Here is an 18,156-nt window from a genome sequence, read left to right as displayed (position 1 = left end):
TCCCCCTGATTCCCGTGCTCGTGCTCGTGCCCGCCGCTGTCAGCCCTTGACGCAGACGACCTGCTTCAGCTGCGCCACGACCTCGACGAGATCGGTCTGCTGCGCCATGACCTTCTCGATCGGCTTGTACGCGCCCGGGATCTCGTCGACGACGCCGGAGTCCTTACGGCACTCCACGCCGTGCGTCTGCTCCACCAGGTCGCGGACGCCGAACTTGCGCTTCGCCGCGGAACGGGACATCTTGCGACCCGCACCGTGCGAGGCGGAGTTGAACGCGTCGACGTTGCCCAGGCCGCGGACGATGTACGAACCGGTGCCCATCGAGCCGGGGATGATGCCGTAGTCGCCCGCGCCGGCGCGGATCGCGCCCTTGCGGGTGACCAGCAGGTCCTCGCCGTCGTAGCGCTCCTCCGCCACGTAGTTGTGGTGGCAGGAGATGACCTGGTCGTAGGTGACCTTGGCCTTGCGGAACTCCCTGCTCACGACGGACTGGAAGAGCGCCATCATGACCGCGCGGTTGCGCTTCGCGTACTCCTGCGCCCAGAACAGGTCGTCCCGGTAGGACTGCATCTGCGGGGTCGCCGCGATGAAGACCGCCAGGTCGCGGTCGACCAGGTTCAGGTTGTGCGGGAGCGAGCGGGCCACGCCGATGTGGTACTCGGCGAGCTCCTTGCCGATGTTGCGCGAGCCCGAGTGCAGCATCAGCCAGACCGCGCCCGACTTGTCGAGGCAGACCTCGATGAAGTGGTTGCCCGAGCCGAGCGAGCCCATCTGCTGCAACGCGCGCTCGCGCCGCGCCTTCACCGCCGGGGTCAGGCCGTCGAAGCGGGACCAGAAGTCGTCCCAGCCGCCGGTGGCGAAGCCGTGGATGCTGCCCGGCCGGACCGGGTCGGCGTGCATGCCGCGGCCGACCGGGATCGCCTGCTCGATCTTCGAGCGCAGCCGGCTCAGGTCGTCGGGCAGGTCACGGGCGGTGAGCGAGGTCTTGACCGCGCTCATGCCGCAGCCGATGTCCACGCCGACCGCGGCCGGGCAGACCGCGCCCTTCATGGCGATCACGGAACCGACCGTCGCGCCCTTGCCCAGATGGACGTCGGGCATGACGGCGAGGCCGTGGATCCACGGGAGCGAGGAGATGTTGCGCAGCTGCTGGAGGGCCTGGCCCTCGACCGTCGCGGGGTCGGTCCACATGCGGATGGGCACGTTGATGCCCGGAATCTCGGTGTACGACATGGGAAGTGTTCTCCTGGGAACAGGCTACAAGTCTGAGGGCGCACCGGCGCGGAGGAGCGCGGTCGCGCGGGAGGGGATCGCCGCCTCAGCGGCGGAAGCCGAGGGCGGTGGAGGGGCGTCGCCGCAGGGAGGCGGCCTCGGTGCTGATGTGGCACCGGGCTTGCTTCTCGACCCGCATGGGACTGCCTCCTCTCCACCGTCTCGGGGACCGGCCTGTCACGTCCGGTCGCTGCGCCTATCTAGCCATGGGCGTGGGAGGGGTCGCAACGCATTTACCGATCACGGGTACGACGACGGGCACGACGAAGCCCCCGACCCGGAGGGGTCGGGGGCTTCGTCGTTGACGAGGCGTCAGCGTCAGTGCATGACGACCGGGACGCCCGCGTCCTGCTCGGCGCCGGAGCCGGCCACCGTGTGGTGCTCCGGACGGCCCGCGTTGACCAGGACGAAGACCAGCAGCGAGGCGAAGAACATGATGCCCACGGCCCACCAGATGGCCACGTCGTAACCGTGCACCGCCGCAAGCGGGTTGTGCTGGTCGGTGGAGTGGTGGGCGACCAGCCAGCTGGTCGTGGCGCTGGCCGCGATGGTGTTCAGCAGCGCGGTGCCGATGGAGCCGCCGACCTGCTGCGAGGTGTTGATCATCGCGGAGGCGACGCCCGCGTCCTGCGGCTGCACGCCGAGGGTCGACAGGCTCATGGCCGGCATGAACGAGGTACCCATGCCGATACCGAGCAGGAACTCGGCCGGCAGGATCAGCGTCCAGTAGTTGCTGTCCACGTGCATCTGCGTGAGCATCAGCATGCCCAGCGCGGCCACCAGCAGGCCCGGGCCCATCAGCCAGCGCGCCGGGACGCGGTTCATCAGGCGGGCGCCGATCTGCGTCGAGCCGGTGATCATGCCGACGACCATGGGCAGGAAGGCGACGCCGGTCATGACCGGGCTGTACTGCTTGATGCCCTGCAGGTAGTAGGTCATGAACAGGAACAGACCGAACATGCCGATGATGGCGAGGCCGAGGCCGAGGTAGGCGCCACCGCGGTTGCGGTTCAGCACGACGCGCAGCGGCAGCAGCGGGTGCCTGGTGCGGGACTCCACCAGGACGAACAGCGAGAGCAGCACCGCGGAGGCCACGAACAGGCCGATGGTGACGGCGGAACCCCAGCCGGACTCCTCCGCCTTGGTGAAGCCGTAGACCAGGGCGACCAGGCCGGAGGTGGCCAGCAGCACGCCGGGGATGTCGAGGCGGTTGCGGTTGCGCTCGTCCTCACGCTCGTGGACGAAGACCATCGAACCGGCCACCGCGACGATCGCGAAGATGATGTTGACATACAGGGCCCAGCGCCAGTTGGCGTACTCGGTCAGCGCACCACCCAGCAGCAGGCCGACCGCGCCGCCGGCGCCGGCGATGGCGCCGAAGATGCCGAACGCGGTCGCGCGCTCCTTGGCCTCGGTGAAGGTGACCGCGAGCAGCGAGAGCGCGGCCGGGGCCAGCAGCGCACCGAAGACACCCTGCAGGGCACGCGCCCCGAGCAGCATGCCGGCGTTGACCGACGCGCCGCCGATGGCCGAGGCCAGCGCGAAGCCGATCAGGCCGACGATGAAGGCCTTCTTGCGCCCCCACAGGTCCGCCACGCGACCGCCGAAGAGCAGCAGGCCACCGAAGGCCAGGCTGTAGGCGGTGATGACCCACTGGCGGTTGGCGTCGGAGATGTGCAGATCGGCCTGCGCGTGCGGCAGGGCGATGTTCACGACGGTGGCGTCCAGGACGACCATCAGCTGCGCGATGGCGATGAAGATGAGCGCTTTCCAGCGCCTCGGGTCCGGCTGGGCCTGATCGACAGGCGCGACCGATGCGGAAGCAGACATGAGTGTTTCCCCGTAACAGGACGGCATGAGCCCACGGTCGGCGGGCGTGACGGTGACGATGACGGTGTTGCTCGCGAACGCGAACGCGGCGTGTCGGCGCGCGCGTCGAAGTCGAAGGCGAAAGCGAAGACGAAAGCGAAAGGGTGACGGATCAGGGCTGCGGCGTCATTGCCGGCAGATGCGCCGCGCGGCGCGCGACAGCAGACACTCGCGGCGGACGTCCTCCAGCGTCTGCGGGCTGCCCGGCAGCGGCGTCCGGGCGGGTGCCCGGAGACCGTCGAGCAGCAACTGCAGGTGGCGGTGCACGAAAGGCTGGAGGCTGTCGTAGGGGGCGCCGGGGAACGGTCGCACCAACTGGGCGACCGCCATGAAGACGTCGTCGCTGCCGACGTCCTCACGCATGCTGCCCGCTGCCTGCGCCGCACCGACGATGGTCCGGGCGATGGTGTCGAGGCGCTCCTTGGTCGCGAAGACCTCGGGCTCCTCGAGGTCCGTCCACTCGGAGAGCATCGTGCACAGGGCGCCGATCTTCCAGTTGACGGAGTCGTGCACGAGGCGGCTCAGCGCCTCGAAGGGGTCGGTCTCCTCCGCGTAGGCCTGCTCGGCCACGCCGATGGCTCGTTCCATGACCTCCAGGACAACGCCGCGCACGAGCGCGCGCCGGTCCGGGAAGTGCCGGTAGACGGTGGCGTTGCCGATCCCGGCGCGGCGGGCGATCTCGTCGAGCGGCACGTCCGCGCCGTGCTCGATGAAGGCGTCCTGTGCGGCCTCGAGGATGCGGGCCCGGTTGCGGGCCGCGTCGGCTCGCCGGCGAAGCCCCGTGGCGGGCTTCTCGGCCTTCTCGGTGACCGGTACCTGGACCACGGCGACTCCTTTCTCCGGTGCAGAAGCGGGGATGCTGTCCCCGCTTTCTATTCAAACAGCTAAACGGGGAGATGCTCCCCGGAAATGCCCCTATCGAATGTGACCTACGTCACACTTCTGTGAAGAGGCTAAGGTCTAGTCCAATTGGGGAGCGGAACAGGGGAGGGCTCGATGCGGAAAACGCTAGCCACAGTGGGCGTCGCGCTGCGACGACGGGACTTCCGGTGGTGGTTCGGCGCCCAGGTGCTGTCCGCGTCCGGGGGCATGACACAGAGCGTGGCCCTGTCCTGGGTCATCCTCCAGCGGACCGGGGACGCGTTCTGGCTCAGCGCGTTCACCATCTGCTCCTGGGGTCCGCTGCTGCTGCTCGGCCCCTGGGCCGGAGCGCTCGTCGACCGACACGACCGGCGGCGCCTGCTCCTCGTCACACAGGCGCTGATGCTCGCGCTCGGCGCACTGCTCGCCGCGCTGAACGCCACCGGACACCTCGGCGTCTGGGTGATCATGGCCGTGGCGCTGCTCTTCGGCGTGGTCTCCTCGGTGGACGGCCCCGCCCGCCAGGTCCTGGTCGTCGACTTGGTCGGCCGTGACGCGGTCGCCAGCGCGGTGGGCCTGTGGGAGGTCGCCCTCAACGCGTCCCGCGTCATGGGCCCCGCGCTCGGCGGAGCGCTGCTCGCCACCGGCGGCGCGACCTGGTGCTTCCTGGTGAACGCTGCCGCCTTCGTCGCCCCGCTGCTGGTGCTGCGCCGCCTCCGGGTCCCCGGTGCCGTCCCCGCGTCCGCGCGGCCGCCCCGGGAGCGGGGCGCGATCCGCGCCGGCCTGCGCTACGCCTGGTCGACGCCGCTGCTGCGGGTGCTGCTGCCGATGGCCGCGGCGAGCGGCATCCTCTTCACGATGAACCTCGCCCTGCCGACGCTCGCCCAGCGCGCGCTGCACCTCGGTGGCGGCGGCTACGGCGCGCTGCTGGCCGCGTTCGGCGTGGGCGGCCTCCCCGGCGCGCTGCTGGCGGCGGGCTCACCGGAACCGACGGGCCGCAGGGTCCGCGCGCTTGCCCTGGCGACGGGCGCGTCGATCCTGCTGACGGCGTGGGCGCCAACCACCCCGCTGGCCTTCACCGCGATGGCCCTGACGGGCCTGACCTCGATCTGGTTCATCGCGTCCGCCAACACCCTGGCCCAACTGCGCTCCGCCCCGGAGATGCGCGGCCGCGTCATGGGCCTGTGGTCGATGGCCCTCCCCGGCTCCGTCCCACTCACGGGCGTGGCGGTGGCGGCGGTGATCCAGCACCTGGGCGCGCGGGCGGGCTTCTCCGTCTCGGGCGTGTGCCTGGCGCTCACCGCGCTGTTGGGCTGGCGGGTGCTGAGCGGACGTCCCGAGGCTGCACCACGCTCGGGGGCGCGGGGAACTGCGCGACAGGCCACCGACGAGCAGATGGTCCCCGAGTAACAGGGCCATCCGCACGCCGGTGGTTGCTCGCGCCTGAGCGGCGGAGCCGCACATCAGCAGAGCCCCGCGCCCCTGGCCATCAGGCCGTGATGACGGTGACCTCACCCAGGCCCAGGTCCTTCAGCGGTGCGGCGATCGTCGCAGCGTCACCGACGAGGATCGCGACCAGGCGCTCCGGGGGGAACGCGGCGACGACGGCTGCGGTGGCCGCGGCCGTCGTCGTCTCGGCCAACTCGCGGTAGACCTCGGCCTGGTAGTTGTCCGGCAGCTCCTGCTCCACCTGGTCCGCCAGGGTGGAGCAGACGGCCGACGCCGTCTCGTAGCGCAGTGGTGCCACACCGACCAGGTTCTGGACCGCGACGTCGCGCTCCTCGTCCGTCAGGCCCTCCGCCGCGAGCGTGCGCAGGATCTGCCAGGTGTCCGCCAGGGCAGGGGCGGTGGACTCGGTGTCCACCGAGCCGGAGATGGCGAGCAGCGCCCGGCCCGAGCCGTCCGCGCCGGAGCGCAGCGGCTGGGCGAAGGCCCGGACACCGTAGGTGTAGCCCTTCTCCTCGCGCAGGACCCTGTCCAGACGGGAGGTCAGCGTGCCGCCCAGGCAGTACGTGCCGAGGATCTGCGCCGCCCAGGAGGGGTCGTGGCGGTCGGGGCCGACCCGGCCGATCAGCAGCTGCGTCTGCACCGAGCCGGGGCGGTCGACGATGACGACGCGGCCGGTGTCGTCGCCGTGCACCGGCGCGAAGCCGGCGTGGGTGCCGGGAGTCCCCGTCCACTGGCCGATCGTGGCGGCCAGCACCGCGTCGAAGTCGACGGCGGAGAAGTCGCCGACGATGACGAGGGTGGCCGTCGCGGGGCGCACGTGCGCGGCGTAGAACGAGGTCACCGCGGCGCGGTCGATCGCCTCGACCGTCTCCGCGCTGCCGGACCGCGGCCGCGACAGGCGGTCGGCGGCGTCGAACAGCTCCGCATAGAAGGCGATCGCGGCGCGGCGGGCCGGGTTGGCCTGCTCGTGGACGATCTCGTCGAGGCGGTTGGCGACCAGCCGCTCGATCTCGTGCTCCGGGAAGGCCGGCGCGCGGACCGCGTCGGCCATCAGCGCGAGACCGCGCTCCAACCGCGATGCCGGGACCTCCAGGGAGACCCGCAGCACGGTGTGGTCGGCGTGGGCGTCCAGGTTGGCGCCCGCGCGCTCCAGCTCCGCGGCGAACTCCTCCGCCGTCAGCGACTCGGTGCCCTCGGAGAAGGCCCGGGCCAGGATCGTGGAGACGCCCTCCTGCTCGCGCGGCTCGGCCGCGAGCGGTACGTCCAGCACCAGCTCGGCGGCGACCAGCGCCTGGCCGGGACGGTCGCAGCGCAGCACCGTCAGGCCGTTGGGCAGGGTGGCGCGGGTCGGCGCCGGGAAGTTCCACGGGGTCGGCTGCCCCGGCTCGGGGCGCGGGTGGAAGGTCATGGTGGAGGCGATGGTCATGCCTGCACCTCCTCGTCCTCGTCGATCTGGCCTTCTGAGTCCTGGGCGGTGACGGACGGCTCGTACGTCAGCACCGCGCGGTTGTCCGGCGTCAGGTACTTCTGGGCGACCGCCTGGATCTCCTCCGCGGTCACGCCCAGCACCCGGGCGAGGGCGGTGTCGGCGAGCTTCGGGTCGCCGAACAGGACGGCGTAACGGCACAGTTCGTCCGCGCGGCCGCCGACGGTGTCGAGCCGGTCGAGCCACTCGCGCTCGATCTGCGCCTGCGCGCGCTCCAGCTCCGCGGCCGTGGGGCCCTCGGCGGCGAAGCGGGCGAGCTCCTCGTCGATGGCGGCCTCGACGGCCTCGACCGTCGCCTCGCCGGAGGTCTTGGAGTCGAGCCAGCCGAGCGACGGCGCGCCCGCGAGGCGCAGCAGGCCGAAGCCGGCGGTGACGGCCGAACGGTCGTGGCGGACCAGGCGGTTGTAGAGGCGGCTGGACTCGCCGGAGCCGAGGATGGTCAGCGCCAGGTCGGCCGCGTCGGCCTGGCGGGTGCCGTCCAGCGGCAGCGGGTACGCCTGCATGACGGCGCGCGAGGGGACCTCGGCAACGACGTGCTCGCGCATCGGCGCGTCCGCGGGGCGCACGATGGTGGCGCCGTCGCGCGGCGGGCGCTTGCCGTCGTGGGCGGGGATCGAGCCGAAGTACTTCTCCACCCACGCGAACGTCTGCTCCGGGTGGATGTCGCCGACCACGGCCAGCACCGCGTTGTTGGGCGCGTAGTAGGTGCGGAAGAAGTCCTGCGCGTCGCCGAGGGTGGCGGCGTCCAGGTCCTCCATCGAACCGATGGGCGTGTGGTGGTAGGGATGGCCGTCGGGGAACGCCATCGCCGTCAGCCGCTCGAAGGCGGTGCCGTAGGGCACGTTGTCGTAGCGCTGGCGGCGCTCGTTCTTCACGACAGCGCGCTGGTTGTCGAGGCTCTCCTGGTCGAGCGCGGCGAGCAGCGAGCCCATCCGGTCGGCCTCCAGCCACAGCGCCAGCTCCAGCTGGTGCGCGGGCATGGTCTCGAAGTAGTTGGTGCGCTCGAAGCTGGTGGTCCCGTTGAGCGAACCGCCGGCCGCCTGCACCAGCTCGAAGTGGCCGTTGCCGGAAACCTGCGCCGAGCCCTGGAACATCAGGTGCTCGAAGAGGTGGGCCAGCCCGGTGCGCCCCTCCACCTCGTGGCGGGAGCCGACGTCGTACCAGAGGCAGACCGCGGCGACCGGGGTGAGGTGGTCCTCGGAGAGCACGACCCTCAGCCCGTTGGCCAGGGTGTGCTCGCTGATGGTGAATCCTTGGGCCATCCGCGTCGTTCCTTCCGGTCTGCACACGATCGAGACTCGTCGTCCGGGGTGATGAACCCCCGAAAGCCCCATTGTGCTGCACCGGCAGGGGACGCGGTGGCCGGGTTTGTCACCCCGCTGGTCCAGAATGGTCCCCGACCATGCCCACCCATGCCCACCGACCGGTTCCGCCGGAGGCGCGCATGCCGTCCTAGGGAGCGCCGCCGCGATGGCCCGCCGCAGTTCGCAGACCCCTCCGCCAGAGGATTTCGAGGAGCGCATCCTCGACGTCGACGTGGTGGACGAGATGCAGAGCTCCTACCTGGAGTACGCCTACTCGGTGATCTACTCCCGGGCGCTCCCCGACGCCAGGGACGGTCTCAAGCCCGTCCACCGGCGTGTCCTCTACCAGGCCAACGAAATGGGCCTGCGGCCCGACCGCGGCCACGTCAAGAGCGCCCGTGTCGTGGGCGAGGTGATGGGCCGCCTGCACCCGCACGGCGACACCGCCATCTACGACACCCTCGTGCGCATGGCCCAGCCGTTCTCGATGCGGCTGCCGCTGATCGACGGCCACGGCAACTTCGGTTCGCTGGGCAACGACGACCCGCCGGCCGCCATGCGTTACACCGAGGCCCGGCTCACCGAGGCCGCCATGGCCATGGTCGAGACGATCGACGAGGACACCGTCGAGTTCCGGCCCAACTACGACGGCAGCGAGCAGGAGCCGGAGGTCCTCCCCTCCGCCTTCCCGAACCTGCTCGTCAACGGCGTCTCCGGCATCGCGGTCGGCATGGCCACCAACATGCCGCCGCACAACCTCTCCGAGGTCGTCGCCGCCGCCCGCCACCTGATCCGCTACCCGAATGCGGACCTCGACGCGCTGATGCGCTTCGTCCCCGGCCCCGACCTGCCCACCGGCGGTCTGGTCGTCGGCCTGGACGGCATCCGCGACGCCTACGAGAACGGCCGCGGCACGTTCAAGATCCGCGCCAAGGTCTCCGTCGAGGACGTCACCCCGCGCCGCAAGGGCCTGGTCGTCACCGAGCTGCCGTTCACGGTCGGCCCGGAGAAGGTCATCGCCAAGATCAAGGATCTGGTCAACGCCAAGAAGATCCAGGGCATCGCCGACGTCAAGGACCTGACGGACCGTGCCCACGGCCTGCGTCTGGTCATCGAGGTCAAGAACGGCTTCGTGCCCGAGGCGCTGTTGGAGCAGCTCTACAAGCTGACGCCGATGGAGGAGACCTTCGGCATCAACAACGTCGCCCTGGTCGACGGCCAGCCGCTGACGCTGGGCCTGAAGGAGCTGCTCGAGGTCTACGTCGACCACCGCTTCGAGGTGGTCCGCCGACGCAGCGACTTCCGCCGCCGCAAGCGCCAGGACCGGTTGCACCTGGTCGAGGGTCTGCTCACCGCGCTCATCGACATCGACGAGGTCATCTCGATCATCCGGTCGAGTGACAACTCGGGGCAGGCCAAGGAGCGCCTGATCGAGCGCTTCGGCCTGTCCGAGACGCAGACCGCCTACATCCTCGACACCCCGCTGCGCCGGCTCACCCGGTTCGACCGGATCGAGCTGGAGGCGGAGCAGGAGAAGCTCAACGCCGAGATCGCGGCGCTGACCGAGATCCTCGAGTCGGACGCCGTGCTGCGCAAGCTCGTCTCCGACGAACTCGCCGCCGTGGCGAAGAAGTTCGGCACCGAGCGGCGCACCGTGCTGCTGGAGGCCGGCTCGGTGGCCACCACCGCCGTTCCGCTGGAGGTCGCGGACGACCCGTGCCGGGTGCTGCTCTCCTCCACCGGCCTGCTGGCCCGCACCGCCGACGCCGAGGCTCCTGCTCCGGACGTGGACGGCCCGGACGGCTCCGACGGCAAGCGCGCCCGGCACGACGTGATCGTCTCGGCGGTCCCGGCCACCGCCCGCGGCCACATCGGCGTCGTCACCGACGCGGGCCGCGTGCTGCGGCTGCCGGTGATCGACCTGCCGCAGCTGCCGCCCAGCGCGCACACCCCCGCGCTGGCGGGCGGCGCGAAGGTCGCCGAGTTCGTCAAGCTCGACACCGGCGAGTCCGTCCTCGCGCTGACCACGCTCGACGAGTCCTCGCCCGGCCTCGCCCTCGGCACCGAGCAAGGCGTGGTCAAGCGCGTCGTGCCCGACTGGCCGGACAACAAGGACGAGTTCGAGATCATCGCCCTCAAGGACGGCGACCGCGTCGTCGGCGCCATCGAACTGCGCACCGGCGAGGAGGACTTGGTCTTCATCACCTCCGACGCGCAGCTGCTGCGCTACCCGGCCGGCCAGGTCCGCCCGCAGGGCCGCCCGGCGGGCGGCATGGCGGGCATCAAGCTCGCCGACGATGCGAAGGTGCTCTCCTTCACGGCCGTCGACCCGGCCCAGGACGCCGTGGTCGTCACCGTCTCCGGCGCCACGGACGCGCTCGACGGGATGGGCCAGGGCACGGCCAAGGCCACGCCGTTCGAGCAGTACCCGCGCAAGGGCCGGGCCACCGGCGGCGTCCGCTGCCAGCGCTTCCTGAAGGGCGAGGACAAGCTCGTCTTCGCCTGGGCCGGCTCCACCCCGGCCCGTGCGGCCACGGCCAACGGATCCCCTGCCGAGCTCCCGGCCCGCGACCCGCGCCGCGACGGCTCCGGTGTCCCGCTGGCCAAGGAGATCACCTGCGTGGCGACCGCGACCTGATCCGGTCGTGACGAGGGAGGGCGGCAAGGCCTCGGCCTTGCCGCCCTCTCGCGCCCCGCGGCTACCTCGGGGTCGCCATCAGGTAGGCGAGCACCGCCAGCACCCGGCGGTTGTCGTCGTCGGACGGCGCCAGCTCCAGCTTGGTGAAGATGCTGGTGCTGTGTTTGGACACGGCCTTCTCGCTGACGAACAGCCGGTTCGCGATCGCGCTGTTGGACCGGCCCTCGGCCATCAGCTCGAGCACCCGGCGCTCCCGCTCCGACAGGCGGGCCAGCGGCTCGCTGCGGCTGCGGCGACCCAGCAGCTTGGTGACCACCTGCGGGTCCATCACCGTGCCACCGGCGACGACGGTCCGGATCGCGTCGACGAACTGGTCGTCGGAGAAGACCCGGTCCTTCAGCAGATAGCCGACCCCGCCCTCCTGGTCGGCCAACAGCTCCTGCGCGTACACCGGCTCGACGTACTGCGACAGCAGCAGGATCGGCAGCCCGGGCAGTCGCTCCCGCGCGGCGAGGGCCGCCCGCAGGCCGTCGTCGGTGTTGGTCGGCGGCAGCCGGATGTCCACGATCGCGAGATCGGGCCGGTGTTCCAGCAGCGCGTCCAGCAGGGCCGACGCGCTGTCGGTCGCCGCCGCGATCTCGAAGCCGCGCGCCTTGAGCAGCCGCACCAGGCCCTCGCGCAACAGGTAGAGATCCTCCGCGACGACCAGCCGGACCGGCCCTTCGGGCAGCCGGGCGTGCCCTATGGGCATGGCACCTCCATCACCACGATCGTCGGCCCCCCGGGCGGGCTGCTGATCGCCAGAATGCCATCGAACGCCGCCAACCGCCGTTCCACCCCGGCCAGTCCGCTGCCCGCCGTGGGGTCCGCGGGGGCCGCGGGGGCCGCTCCACCCACGCCGTCGTCGGTCACCTCGACGCGTAGCAGGCCGTCCGAGAGCTCCGCCCGGATCCGCAGACCCGTCGCCTCCGCGTGCCGCACGGCGTTGGTCACCACCTCGGCCACGGCGAAGTACACCGCCGACTCCACCGGCGCGTCCAGCCGCTCGGGCAGTTCGATCTCGGTCTCGCAGGGCAGCGGCAGGTCCAGCGCCAGCGCCCGCAGCGCCTCCCCGAGCCCTCGGTCGGCCAGCATCGGCGGGTAGATCCCGCGGACCAGGTCGCGCAGCTCCTCCAGCGCGGCGGCGGAGGCGTGGCGGGCCTCCACGATCAGCGCCGCCGCCTCCTGCGGGCGCTCGGCGAGCAGCCCCTCGGCCACCCGCAGGTTCATCCCGATGGCGACCAGCCGCCCCTGCGCGCCGTCGTGCAGGTCCCGTTCGATCCGCCGCAGCTCGGCGGCGGCCGTGCTGACGGCCTCCGCCCGCGTCTCGGTCAGCACCTGGACGCGCGCACTCAGCGCCGGGTCCGGCGCACGCCCCAGCAGACGCCGCACGTCCGGCAGCACCGTGCGCGGCACCAGCCAGAGACCGAGCGCCAGCAGCATCGCTCCCTGGATCCCGCCGAGGACCGCCGCGTTGTGACCGAAGCCCGCAGGGAGCACCGGCATCAGGTCGCCGGGAGAGCCGAACGTCCCCACGACGACCAGCGTCCGCCCGAACGCCCCCTGGGCGATCCCGTAGGCGCCGACCCCGGTCAGGGCCAGGGCCACGAAGTCCGCCGCCGGACCCGGCCACCGCCGGACGACGACGCCGACCCACGCCAGGACCAGCAGACCCACCACGAGCTCTGCCAAGGCGGGCACGAGCATCCCGTTCGCAGGCGACGCGGGCACCCACAGTTCGAGCCCCAGCACGTCCCCGACCATCGCCACCAGGCCCGGCAGCAGCAACGCCCAGCGCCCGGCGCTGAACGTGTACCCGAACGCGTGCCCGGGGCCGGGCACGGCCCCGGAACCAGCTGCCGCTCCGGCTCGGGCAGCGGCTCCGACTCCGACTCCGGCGGCGGCTCCGCCGGCTCGGGGGCGAGTCAGCCACAGCAGGCCCCACCAGGCGAGCAGCGCGAGCACGAGCCCACTCGTGCCGCCGACCACCAGGTCCATCGGCGTCCGGCCCTGCGGCATCGTGAACGGCCCGGACACCAGGAGCGCTTCGCAGCTCACGACCGCGACCACCGGCAGCTGCCACCGCACGGCCGTCCGCGGGGGCGACGGCAGGGCCGCCACCAGCAGACCCGTCACGAGCAGCGCCGACGCGAGCAAGCCGCTCGCGCCGAAGCCCGCCACCGTGATCTCCGTACCGGAGCTGTCGGGCAGGTGCAGGTCCATCAGCATCGCCAGCACCGCCGCGTACGCGGCGGCCCCGACCAGCGCGGCCGCGAGCGGCCAACCGACCCGCCCCAGCAGGACCTGGAAGCGATCCTTTCCGTCCGAGCCGCCGGGGTGCGCCCCGGCCTGCTCCGCCCGCACGGCCACGACCCCGCACACCGCGGTCAGCACCACGATCACCACCAGGGTCCACGGCTCCCGGTCCATCAGCACCGGCGGCATGTCCGCCCCCTCTCGTCGTCGGGGCCGCACGCCGCGGCCACGCGCCCATGCTGCTGCGCCGGACAGCACGGGCGCGATGGACCGGAACCTACAGCTCAGGTGGGTATAGGCCTACCCACGATCGTCGTCCGCCGGGAGCGAGACGTACAGCCGGGTGCCACTCGGACGGAAGCCGACCCGCTCGTAGACCCGCCGCGAGCCCTCACCCGAGTACTCCAGCCACACGCTGCCCGCGCCGCGCGCGAAGAGCGTCGCCGCAAGCTCGGCCGTCACCGCACGGGCGATCCCCTGCCCGCGGAACCCCGGGCGCGTCCCCACCCCGGCGAGCTCCGCCGTCCCCACCTTGGGGGCCGTGCACATGGCCCCGCCCGCGACCACGCCCCCGGGCGCCCGCACCAGACGCGCCGCTCCCCCGCTCTCCGCGGTGCGCCGCAACCGTGCCGCGCCCTCCGCCGACGCCGGGAACTCCCCGCCGAACGCCTCGGCGAGCGCCGAGTCCAGGGCCACGTAGTCCTCGTCCGACGCCGGTGCGGCCACGACCGGCGTGCCCTCTCCCCGTGGCGCCGGCACGAACGTCGCGGGCGTGCACACCAGGTACTCGTGCTCCTGCTCGACCGCGAACCCCGCGGCAAGCAGCGCGGGCTGCACGCCCGGTGCGCTGTCGGGCGCGAACTCCAGCCGGGGCATCAGCCCCCGGCTCCGGAACTCCTCGACGAGCGACCGCACGTCCTCGGCGCTCGGCTCGGCGCCGAGGACAGGAGTCGCGTAGTTGACGTACGGGTTGGTCGTGCCGGGGTCGAACCCCATGACGAATCCGCCGCGTTCCACGACCTCAGGACGGCAACGGAGATGGGCGACGGCAAAGCTCTGGACAGAGATGTCCACGATGTGTTGACCTCACGATGTCTGGCTGCCCGGGCACGCCGAAGCGCCGGGCGCAAAAGTCATGACAGAGAGTCGTGGGGCCGCACTCAAGGCACCGGACGAGCGAGTGACGCTCAGTCCTGCCGGCGGCCGCTGCGGGTCGCCGAGATCAAATGGCTCAGTCCTTCATCACATGGGCGCACCAGACGGCGCGAACTGATGATCATCTTTCCATGGCGGTGAGCAGCCGCACAATCCCCTTTTCTCGCTCAGCGTGCGAGTGGGTTCGGGAGCGGGGTGTAGGTCGAGTCGCCGCCGTCCGCGTCCAGCCAGCGCAGGAGGAGGTTGGTCTTGCCCGGGATGTGCGGGACGTCGAGGACGTCCGCGTAGTCGGCGTGAGCGGCGTGAGCGGCGTGAGCGGCGTGGTCGCCCAGGCCGGTCAGGAGGCGGCGCGCGGCCGGCCACAGCTCGTCGGCCAGGGACGGGTGGCGGGCCGTGATCGCGCCTGCGATCTCGGACAGGTTGTTGACGACCAGGCAGTACAGCAGCCGGTCCCGGCCCTTGGCCGCGGTGACGCCCGGGTTCGGCACGTCTGGCCCGAAGCGCGAGAGCAGCGCCCCGTGACGCTCCACGGTGAGCTTGACGCCCTCGTGGTCGCGGAACAGCACCTGCTCCGGCCGGCCCTCGCCGTCCACCGCGACCAGGACGTTCTGCAGGTGGCACTCCAGCACCACACCGTGGTCGCGCAGCGCGTCCAGCGCGGGCGGGGCGAGCAGCTCCACGTAGCGGAGCCACCAGACGAAGGCCTGCTCGGCCGTCAGGCCGTCCAGCGGGTTCCCCGCGAAGCCCTCGCTGACGCCCGCCGCGAGCAGCGGCGTCAGCCCCGGCCGCAGCCGCCGCGCGAAGCCCTCGCGCTGCAGGACCGCATAGGCCTCCCAGCCGTCCTCACCGTGCCCGGCGAGCGTGCGGTAGCCCTGGTCGGCGAGGACCAGCGGCGCGATCGGCAGGGACGCCAACACCTCGTCCACCGGCCGCAGCCAGCGCAGGTCGCGCAACCACAGGCGGCGGATGTCGTTGGTGATCCGCACCTCCAGGCTGAACTTGAGCGCGAGGTCGGCGTCCGGGAGGTAGACCGTCCGCAGCGAGGAGGTCGCGTGCACGAGCTCCTCGGTCCGGCCGAGCACCCGCAACCGCCCGTCGGCGAAGGCCGCTTGCGCCGGCGCCGACGTCGGCCCGGTCCGCAGCAGGTCCAGCTGCCACGGGTGCGCCGGCAGCACCCGGTAGCCGGGCGGCGCGGCGTCACCCCACAGCGCGTCGACCGCACCCGTCGACCCCTCCCCGCCCAGCAGGTCCTCACGGACACCGAGCAGCGTCAGCGGGAAGCGCGCCCCCGCCTCCGCCGCGTAGGGCAGCCAGCTCTCGGGGACCCCGCCCCCGCGCGTCTTCGGCGCCGGGTGGTAGCGGTGCCCGGCCAGCAGCGCCTGCTCGGACCGGAGGTACAGGTCGTACGGGTCGTGCTGCTCGTGCCGGTCGCCCGGGTCGGACCGGTCGCCTTCGTGGCTCGCGGGGGTCGTCGACGCCCGGGCGGCGAGCAGGGTGGCGACGACGTCGCGGCTGTCACGGATCTCCGCCGCCAGCGTCGCGTTGTCCATGCCGGTACGGGCCCGCGCCTCGTCCTCGACCAGCGCGAGGAGCGCGTCGAAACCGGGCACCGGCACGCCGTCCACGGCGAGCGGCGGCTGCGGCCACCGTCCCTGGCCCACGCTCAGCGTCCGCCCGGTCCCGGTCAGCCGGTACCCGGACGCACCGCCCCGGCGCGGCTCGGCCAACTCCCGTACCAGGCAGTTGAGCAGCGCCGTCCCGGCCTCGGCCTCCCCGGGGGCCCACCCCTGCCAGGCGGTCCCGCCGTCGACGACCGCCACAGCGGGCACGGGCGCCGTCACCGGCCCGTCGGACGCGGCGCCACCGCTCTCGGATCCGCCGGACGCCGCACCTCCGGACGCCGCACCGCTGGACGCCATATCGGTTCGGGTCGCTCCGCCGCCGTGCATACTCGCCCTCCGCACCCCGTACCCCGTCGAAGTCCGCCGTGTCGGCCCCGACCTCCTCGCCGACGCGGACCGGTTTGTCCGTGTCGAAGCAGACAGCAGATGATCTGTCCAGACGCATCCTCTCCCAATCCGGGGTACCTCACCTTCATGCGCGCCACGGACCACACTCACCCGTCCGACCTCCGCCCGGCCGAGGCCGCCTTCGCGGCCGAGCTGCACGACGTGCGGCCGAGCCTCGACGCCGCGTTCGCCACCGCACTCCCCGGCGCCCGCGCCGCCGTGCTGGCGCGGCTGTGGCGCGCGCTGCAGATCGAACCGCTGCCGCTGCCCGCAGAGGTGCGGGGGCGGCTCACCGGACCCGAGCGCCGCCCCCACGACGCGGACGCCCCGGCCCCCGGCTACACCGTCAACCTCGGCGAGACCCCGTTCACCCATCCGGCGGCGCTGCTCGAAGCGCTGTCGCTGCCGGGCTCCGCGACGCTGCTCGCAGAGCTCGAGCACAGCGTCGTCTCGCTCGCGCTCTCCCGCGCGGGTGCCGTCACCGCTCCCGCACTGCCGGACGCGGCGGACGGTCCGCTCCCCCAGCGCGCCGGGGCGTCCACGCAGGCGCGGAACGCCCGGCACTCGCTGGTGGCGGCCGAACGGTCGATCGTCGACGGCCACCCGTACCACCCCTGCTCCCGCAGCCGTCCCGGCTTCACCGTGGCCGACCAGCTCGCCTACGCCCCCGAGCACGGTGCCGACGTCGCGCTGGAACTCGCCCCACTGCCCGCGCGGCGGGCGCTCGTCGTCGGTGACTGGCCCGCCCGACTGCGCGACGAACAGGGCGGTGTGCTGCTCCCGGTCCACCCCTGGCAGGCCCGCGAGGTCCTGCCCCGGCTGGGCGTGCTGCCCCTCGGACCGACGCTGCCCGCGGCGCCGCTGATGTCCGTGCGCACCCTCGCGCCCCGGGACGGCGGCCCGCACCTGAAGACCTCGCTGTCGCTGCGGATGACCTCCGCCGTCCGGGACATCTCCGGCGCCTCGGTCCGCAACGCCCTCGCCGTCTCCGCCCTGCTGGAGAGCCTGGTCGCCCCCCTCCGCGGCACCCTGCGGGTCACCCGGAACCTGGCCGCCGGCGCCGCGCTCCTGGACGGCGAGCCCTCCGCCGACCTCGCGGTGATCGTCCGCGAGTCCCCAGCAACGGGGCTGCGGCCGGGCGAGCGCGTCGTCCCGCTCGCAGCCCTCGCCGCGCACCCGCTCAAGACCGAGGACCCAGTCGCCTGGTGCGCCGCCTTCGCCCGCCTCACCTGGCCGCCGCTGCTCACACTGTGGGACCGGGGCGTGGCGCTGGAGGCCCACGGCCAGAACCTGTTGCTGGTGCTGGACGACACCGACCGCCCGGTCCGGCTGGTCTACCGCGACCTGGCCGACATCCGGGTCAGCCCCGCGCGTCTGGCCCGCGCCGGCCTGGTGGCTGCCCCGCAGCACGCCCCCCTGACCGGCCACAACCTCAGCGACGACCCGGAGGTGCTGCGACGCAAGCTGCTCGGCTCGCTGGTCGGCGGCGTCCTCAGCGGCCTGGTGTCCGGCTTCGGCGGTGGAGACCGGGCTCTGGAGGCCCGCCTGTGGCGGGCGATCGCCACGGAGGCGCGACTCGCCGCCACGGCGGTGCTCCGCGACCCCGCGGACCGGCGGGCACTGCTGGCCGATCCGCTGCCGGTCAAGGCGCTGACCCTGATGCGCCTGGACGGCCGACCGTCCGGTGACCACTGGACCGAGGTGCCGAACCCGCTTGCCTGACCACCGGCGGGCTCCGGGGCCGGGCTCCGGGGTGCCGGGGCTCCGGGGCACGGGGCCCCGGGCGGTCGCGCCCGGCCGTCGCGTCCGGCCATCGCG

At 72.7% G+C, this 18,156-nt stretch carries 12 protein-coding genes; 3 read left to right on the top strand and 9 right to left on the bottom strand.

The window, feature by feature from the left end:
* Positions 1–39 precede the first annotated feature (39 nt).
* The 3 genes from BMY61_RS09700 to BMY61_RS09690 all read right to left on the bottom strand — a co-directional run bounded on the left by BMY61_RS09700 (position 40) and on the right by BMY61_RS09690 (position 3,966).
* Positions 40–1,233, bottom strand: coding sequence for an RtcB family protein (locus tag BMY61_RS09700; RefSeq protein WP_042441801.1), 1,194 nt, complete (start codon positions 1,231–1,233; stop codon positions 40–42).
* Between the two features lie 357 nt (positions 1,234–1,590).
* Positions 1,591–3,102 (bottom strand): MFS transporter, encoded by a 1,512-nt coding sequence (locus tag BMY61_RS09695; protein ID WP_042441802.1) that lies wholly within the window; start codon positions 3,100–3,102, stop codon positions 1,591–1,593.
* A 165-nt stretch (positions 3,103–3,267) separates the two neighbouring features.
* Positions 3,268–3,966 (bottom strand): TetR/AcrR family transcriptional regulator, encoded by a 699-nt coding sequence (locus tag BMY61_RS09690; protein WP_042441803.1) that lies wholly within the window; start codon positions 3,964–3,966, stop codon positions 3,268–3,270.
* A 171-nt stretch (positions 3,967–4,137) separates the two neighbouring features.
* Between BMY61_RS09690 and BMY61_RS09685 the strand changes: the two genes are divergently transcribed.
* Complete coding sequence (locus tag BMY61_RS09685) at positions 4,138–5,412, top strand: MFS transporter (protein ID WP_082014645.1); 1,275 nt, start codon at positions 4,138–4,140, stop codon at positions 5,410–5,412.
* 79 nt (positions 5,413–5,491) lie between these two features.
* Here the strand turns inward: BMY61_RS09685 and BMY61_RS09680 are convergent, their stop codons facing one another.
* Both BMY61_RS09680 and BMY61_RS09675 read right to left on the bottom strand, forming a co-directional pair.
* Positions 5,492–6,877 carry a M16 family metallopeptidase gene (locus tag BMY61_RS09680; protein WP_042441804.1) on the bottom strand — a complete coding sequence of 462 codons (1,386 nt, stop codon included), beginning with the start codon at positions 6,875–6,877 and terminating at the stop codon, positions 5,492–5,494.
* Entirely contained in the window at positions 6,874–8,199 is a 1,326-nt protein-coding gene (locus tag BMY61_RS09675) for a M16 family metallopeptidase (RefSeq protein ID WP_042441805.1), read from the bottom strand. Before BMY61_RS09675 ends, BMY61_RS09680 begins: the two co-directional genes overlap by 4 nt.
* A 208-nt stretch (positions 8,200–8,407) precedes the next feature.
* Here BMY61_RS09675 and BMY61_RS09670 point away from each other — a divergent pair, with 208 nt between their 5' ends.
* Positions 8,408–10,879 carry a DNA gyrase/topoisomerase IV subunit A gene (locus BMY61_RS09670; RefSeq protein ID WP_042441806.1) on the top strand — a complete coding sequence of 824 codons (2,472 nt, stop codon included), beginning with the start codon at positions 8,408–8,410 and terminating at the stop codon, positions 10,877–10,879.
* A 61-nt stretch (positions 10,880–10,940) separates the two neighbouring features.
* Here BMY61_RS09670 and BMY61_RS09665 read toward each other — a convergent pair whose 3' ends face one another.
* From BMY61_RS09665 to BMY61_RS09650, 4 genes are all read right to left on the bottom strand, one after another.
* Entirely contained in the window at positions 10,941–11,630 is a 690-nt protein-coding gene (locus BMY61_RS09665) for a response regulator transcription factor (protein ID WP_042441807.1), read from the bottom strand.
* Positions 11,621–13,363, bottom strand: a complete 1,743-nt coding sequence (locus BMY61_RS48760; protein WP_052438241.1) for a sensor histidine kinase — start codon at positions 13,361–13,363, stop codon at positions 11,621–11,623. The genes BMY61_RS09665 and BMY61_RS48760 overlap by 10 nt, the downstream gene beginning before the upstream one ends.
* A 111-nt stretch (positions 13,364–13,474) precedes the next feature.
* Positions 13,475–14,248, bottom strand: coding sequence for a GNAT family N-acetyltransferase (locus BMY61_RS09655; RefSeq protein ID WP_042441808.1), 774 nt, complete (start codon positions 14,246–14,248; stop codon positions 13,475–13,477).
* Between the two features lie 248 nt (positions 14,249–14,496).
* On the bottom strand, positions 14,497–16,158 hold the full coding sequence (locus tag BMY61_RS09650) for an IucA/IucC family protein (RefSeq protein ID WP_042441985.1): 1,662 nt from the start codon (positions 16,156–16,158) through the stop codon (positions 14,497–14,499).
* A gap of 267 nt (positions 16,159–16,425) precedes the next feature.
* On the opposite strand from BMY61_RS09650, the gene BMY61_RS09645 reads away from it, so the two are divergent.
* Entirely contained in the window at positions 16,426–18,060 is a 1,635-nt protein-coding gene (locus BMY61_RS09645) for an IucA/IucC family protein (RefSeq protein WP_042441809.1), read from the top strand.
* Positions 18,061–18,156 lie beyond the last annotated feature (96 nt).

This window comes from Streptacidiphilus jiangxiensis (assembly GCF_900109465.1).
GTDB lineage: Bacteria > Actinomycetota > Actinomycetes > Streptomycetales > Streptomycetaceae > Streptacidiphilus > Streptacidiphilus jiangxiensis.
The sequence above is the reverse complement of the archived record's forward strand: the minus strand, read 5'-3'. Positions and strand labels throughout refer to the sequence as shown.

Bases quoted from the DNA above. Each gene is read 5' to 3' on its own strand.
- BMY61_RS09670 (WP_042441806.1), top strand. From the start codon at position 8,408: ATGGCCCGCCGCAGTTCGCAGACCCCTCCGCCAGAGGATTTCGAGGAG.
- BMY61_RS09645 (WP_042441809.1), top strand. From the start codon at position 16,426: ATGCGCGCCACGGACCACACTCACCCGTCCGACCTCCGCCCGGCCGAG.
- BMY61_RS09700 (WP_042441801.1), bottom strand. From the start codon at position 1,233: ATGTCGTACACCGAGATTCCGGGCATCAACGTGCCCATCCGCATGTGG.
- BMY61_RS48760 (WP_052438241.1), bottom strand. From the start codon at position 13,363: ATGCCGCCGGTGCTGATGGACCGGGAGCCGTGGACCCTGGTGGTGATC.
- BMY61_RS09665 (WP_042441807.1), bottom strand. From the start codon at position 11,630: ATGCCCATAGGGCACGCCCGGCTGCCCGAAGGGCCGGTCCGGCTGGTC.
- BMY61_RS09680 (WP_042441804.1), bottom strand. From the start codon at position 6,877: ATGACCATCGCCTCCACCATGACCTTCCACCCGCGCCCCGAGCCGGGG.
- BMY61_RS09675 (WP_042441805.1), bottom strand. From the start codon at position 8,199: ATGGCCCAAGGATTCACCATCAGCGAGCACACCCTGGCCAACGGGCTG.
- BMY61_RS09685 (WP_082014645.1), top strand. From the start codon at position 4,138: ATGCGGAAAACGCTAGCCACAGTGGGCGTCGCGCTGCGACGACGGGAC.
- BMY61_RS09695 (WP_042441802.1), bottom strand. From the start codon at position 3,102: ATGTCTGCTTCCGCATCGGTCGCGCCTGTCGATCAGGCCCAGCCGGAC.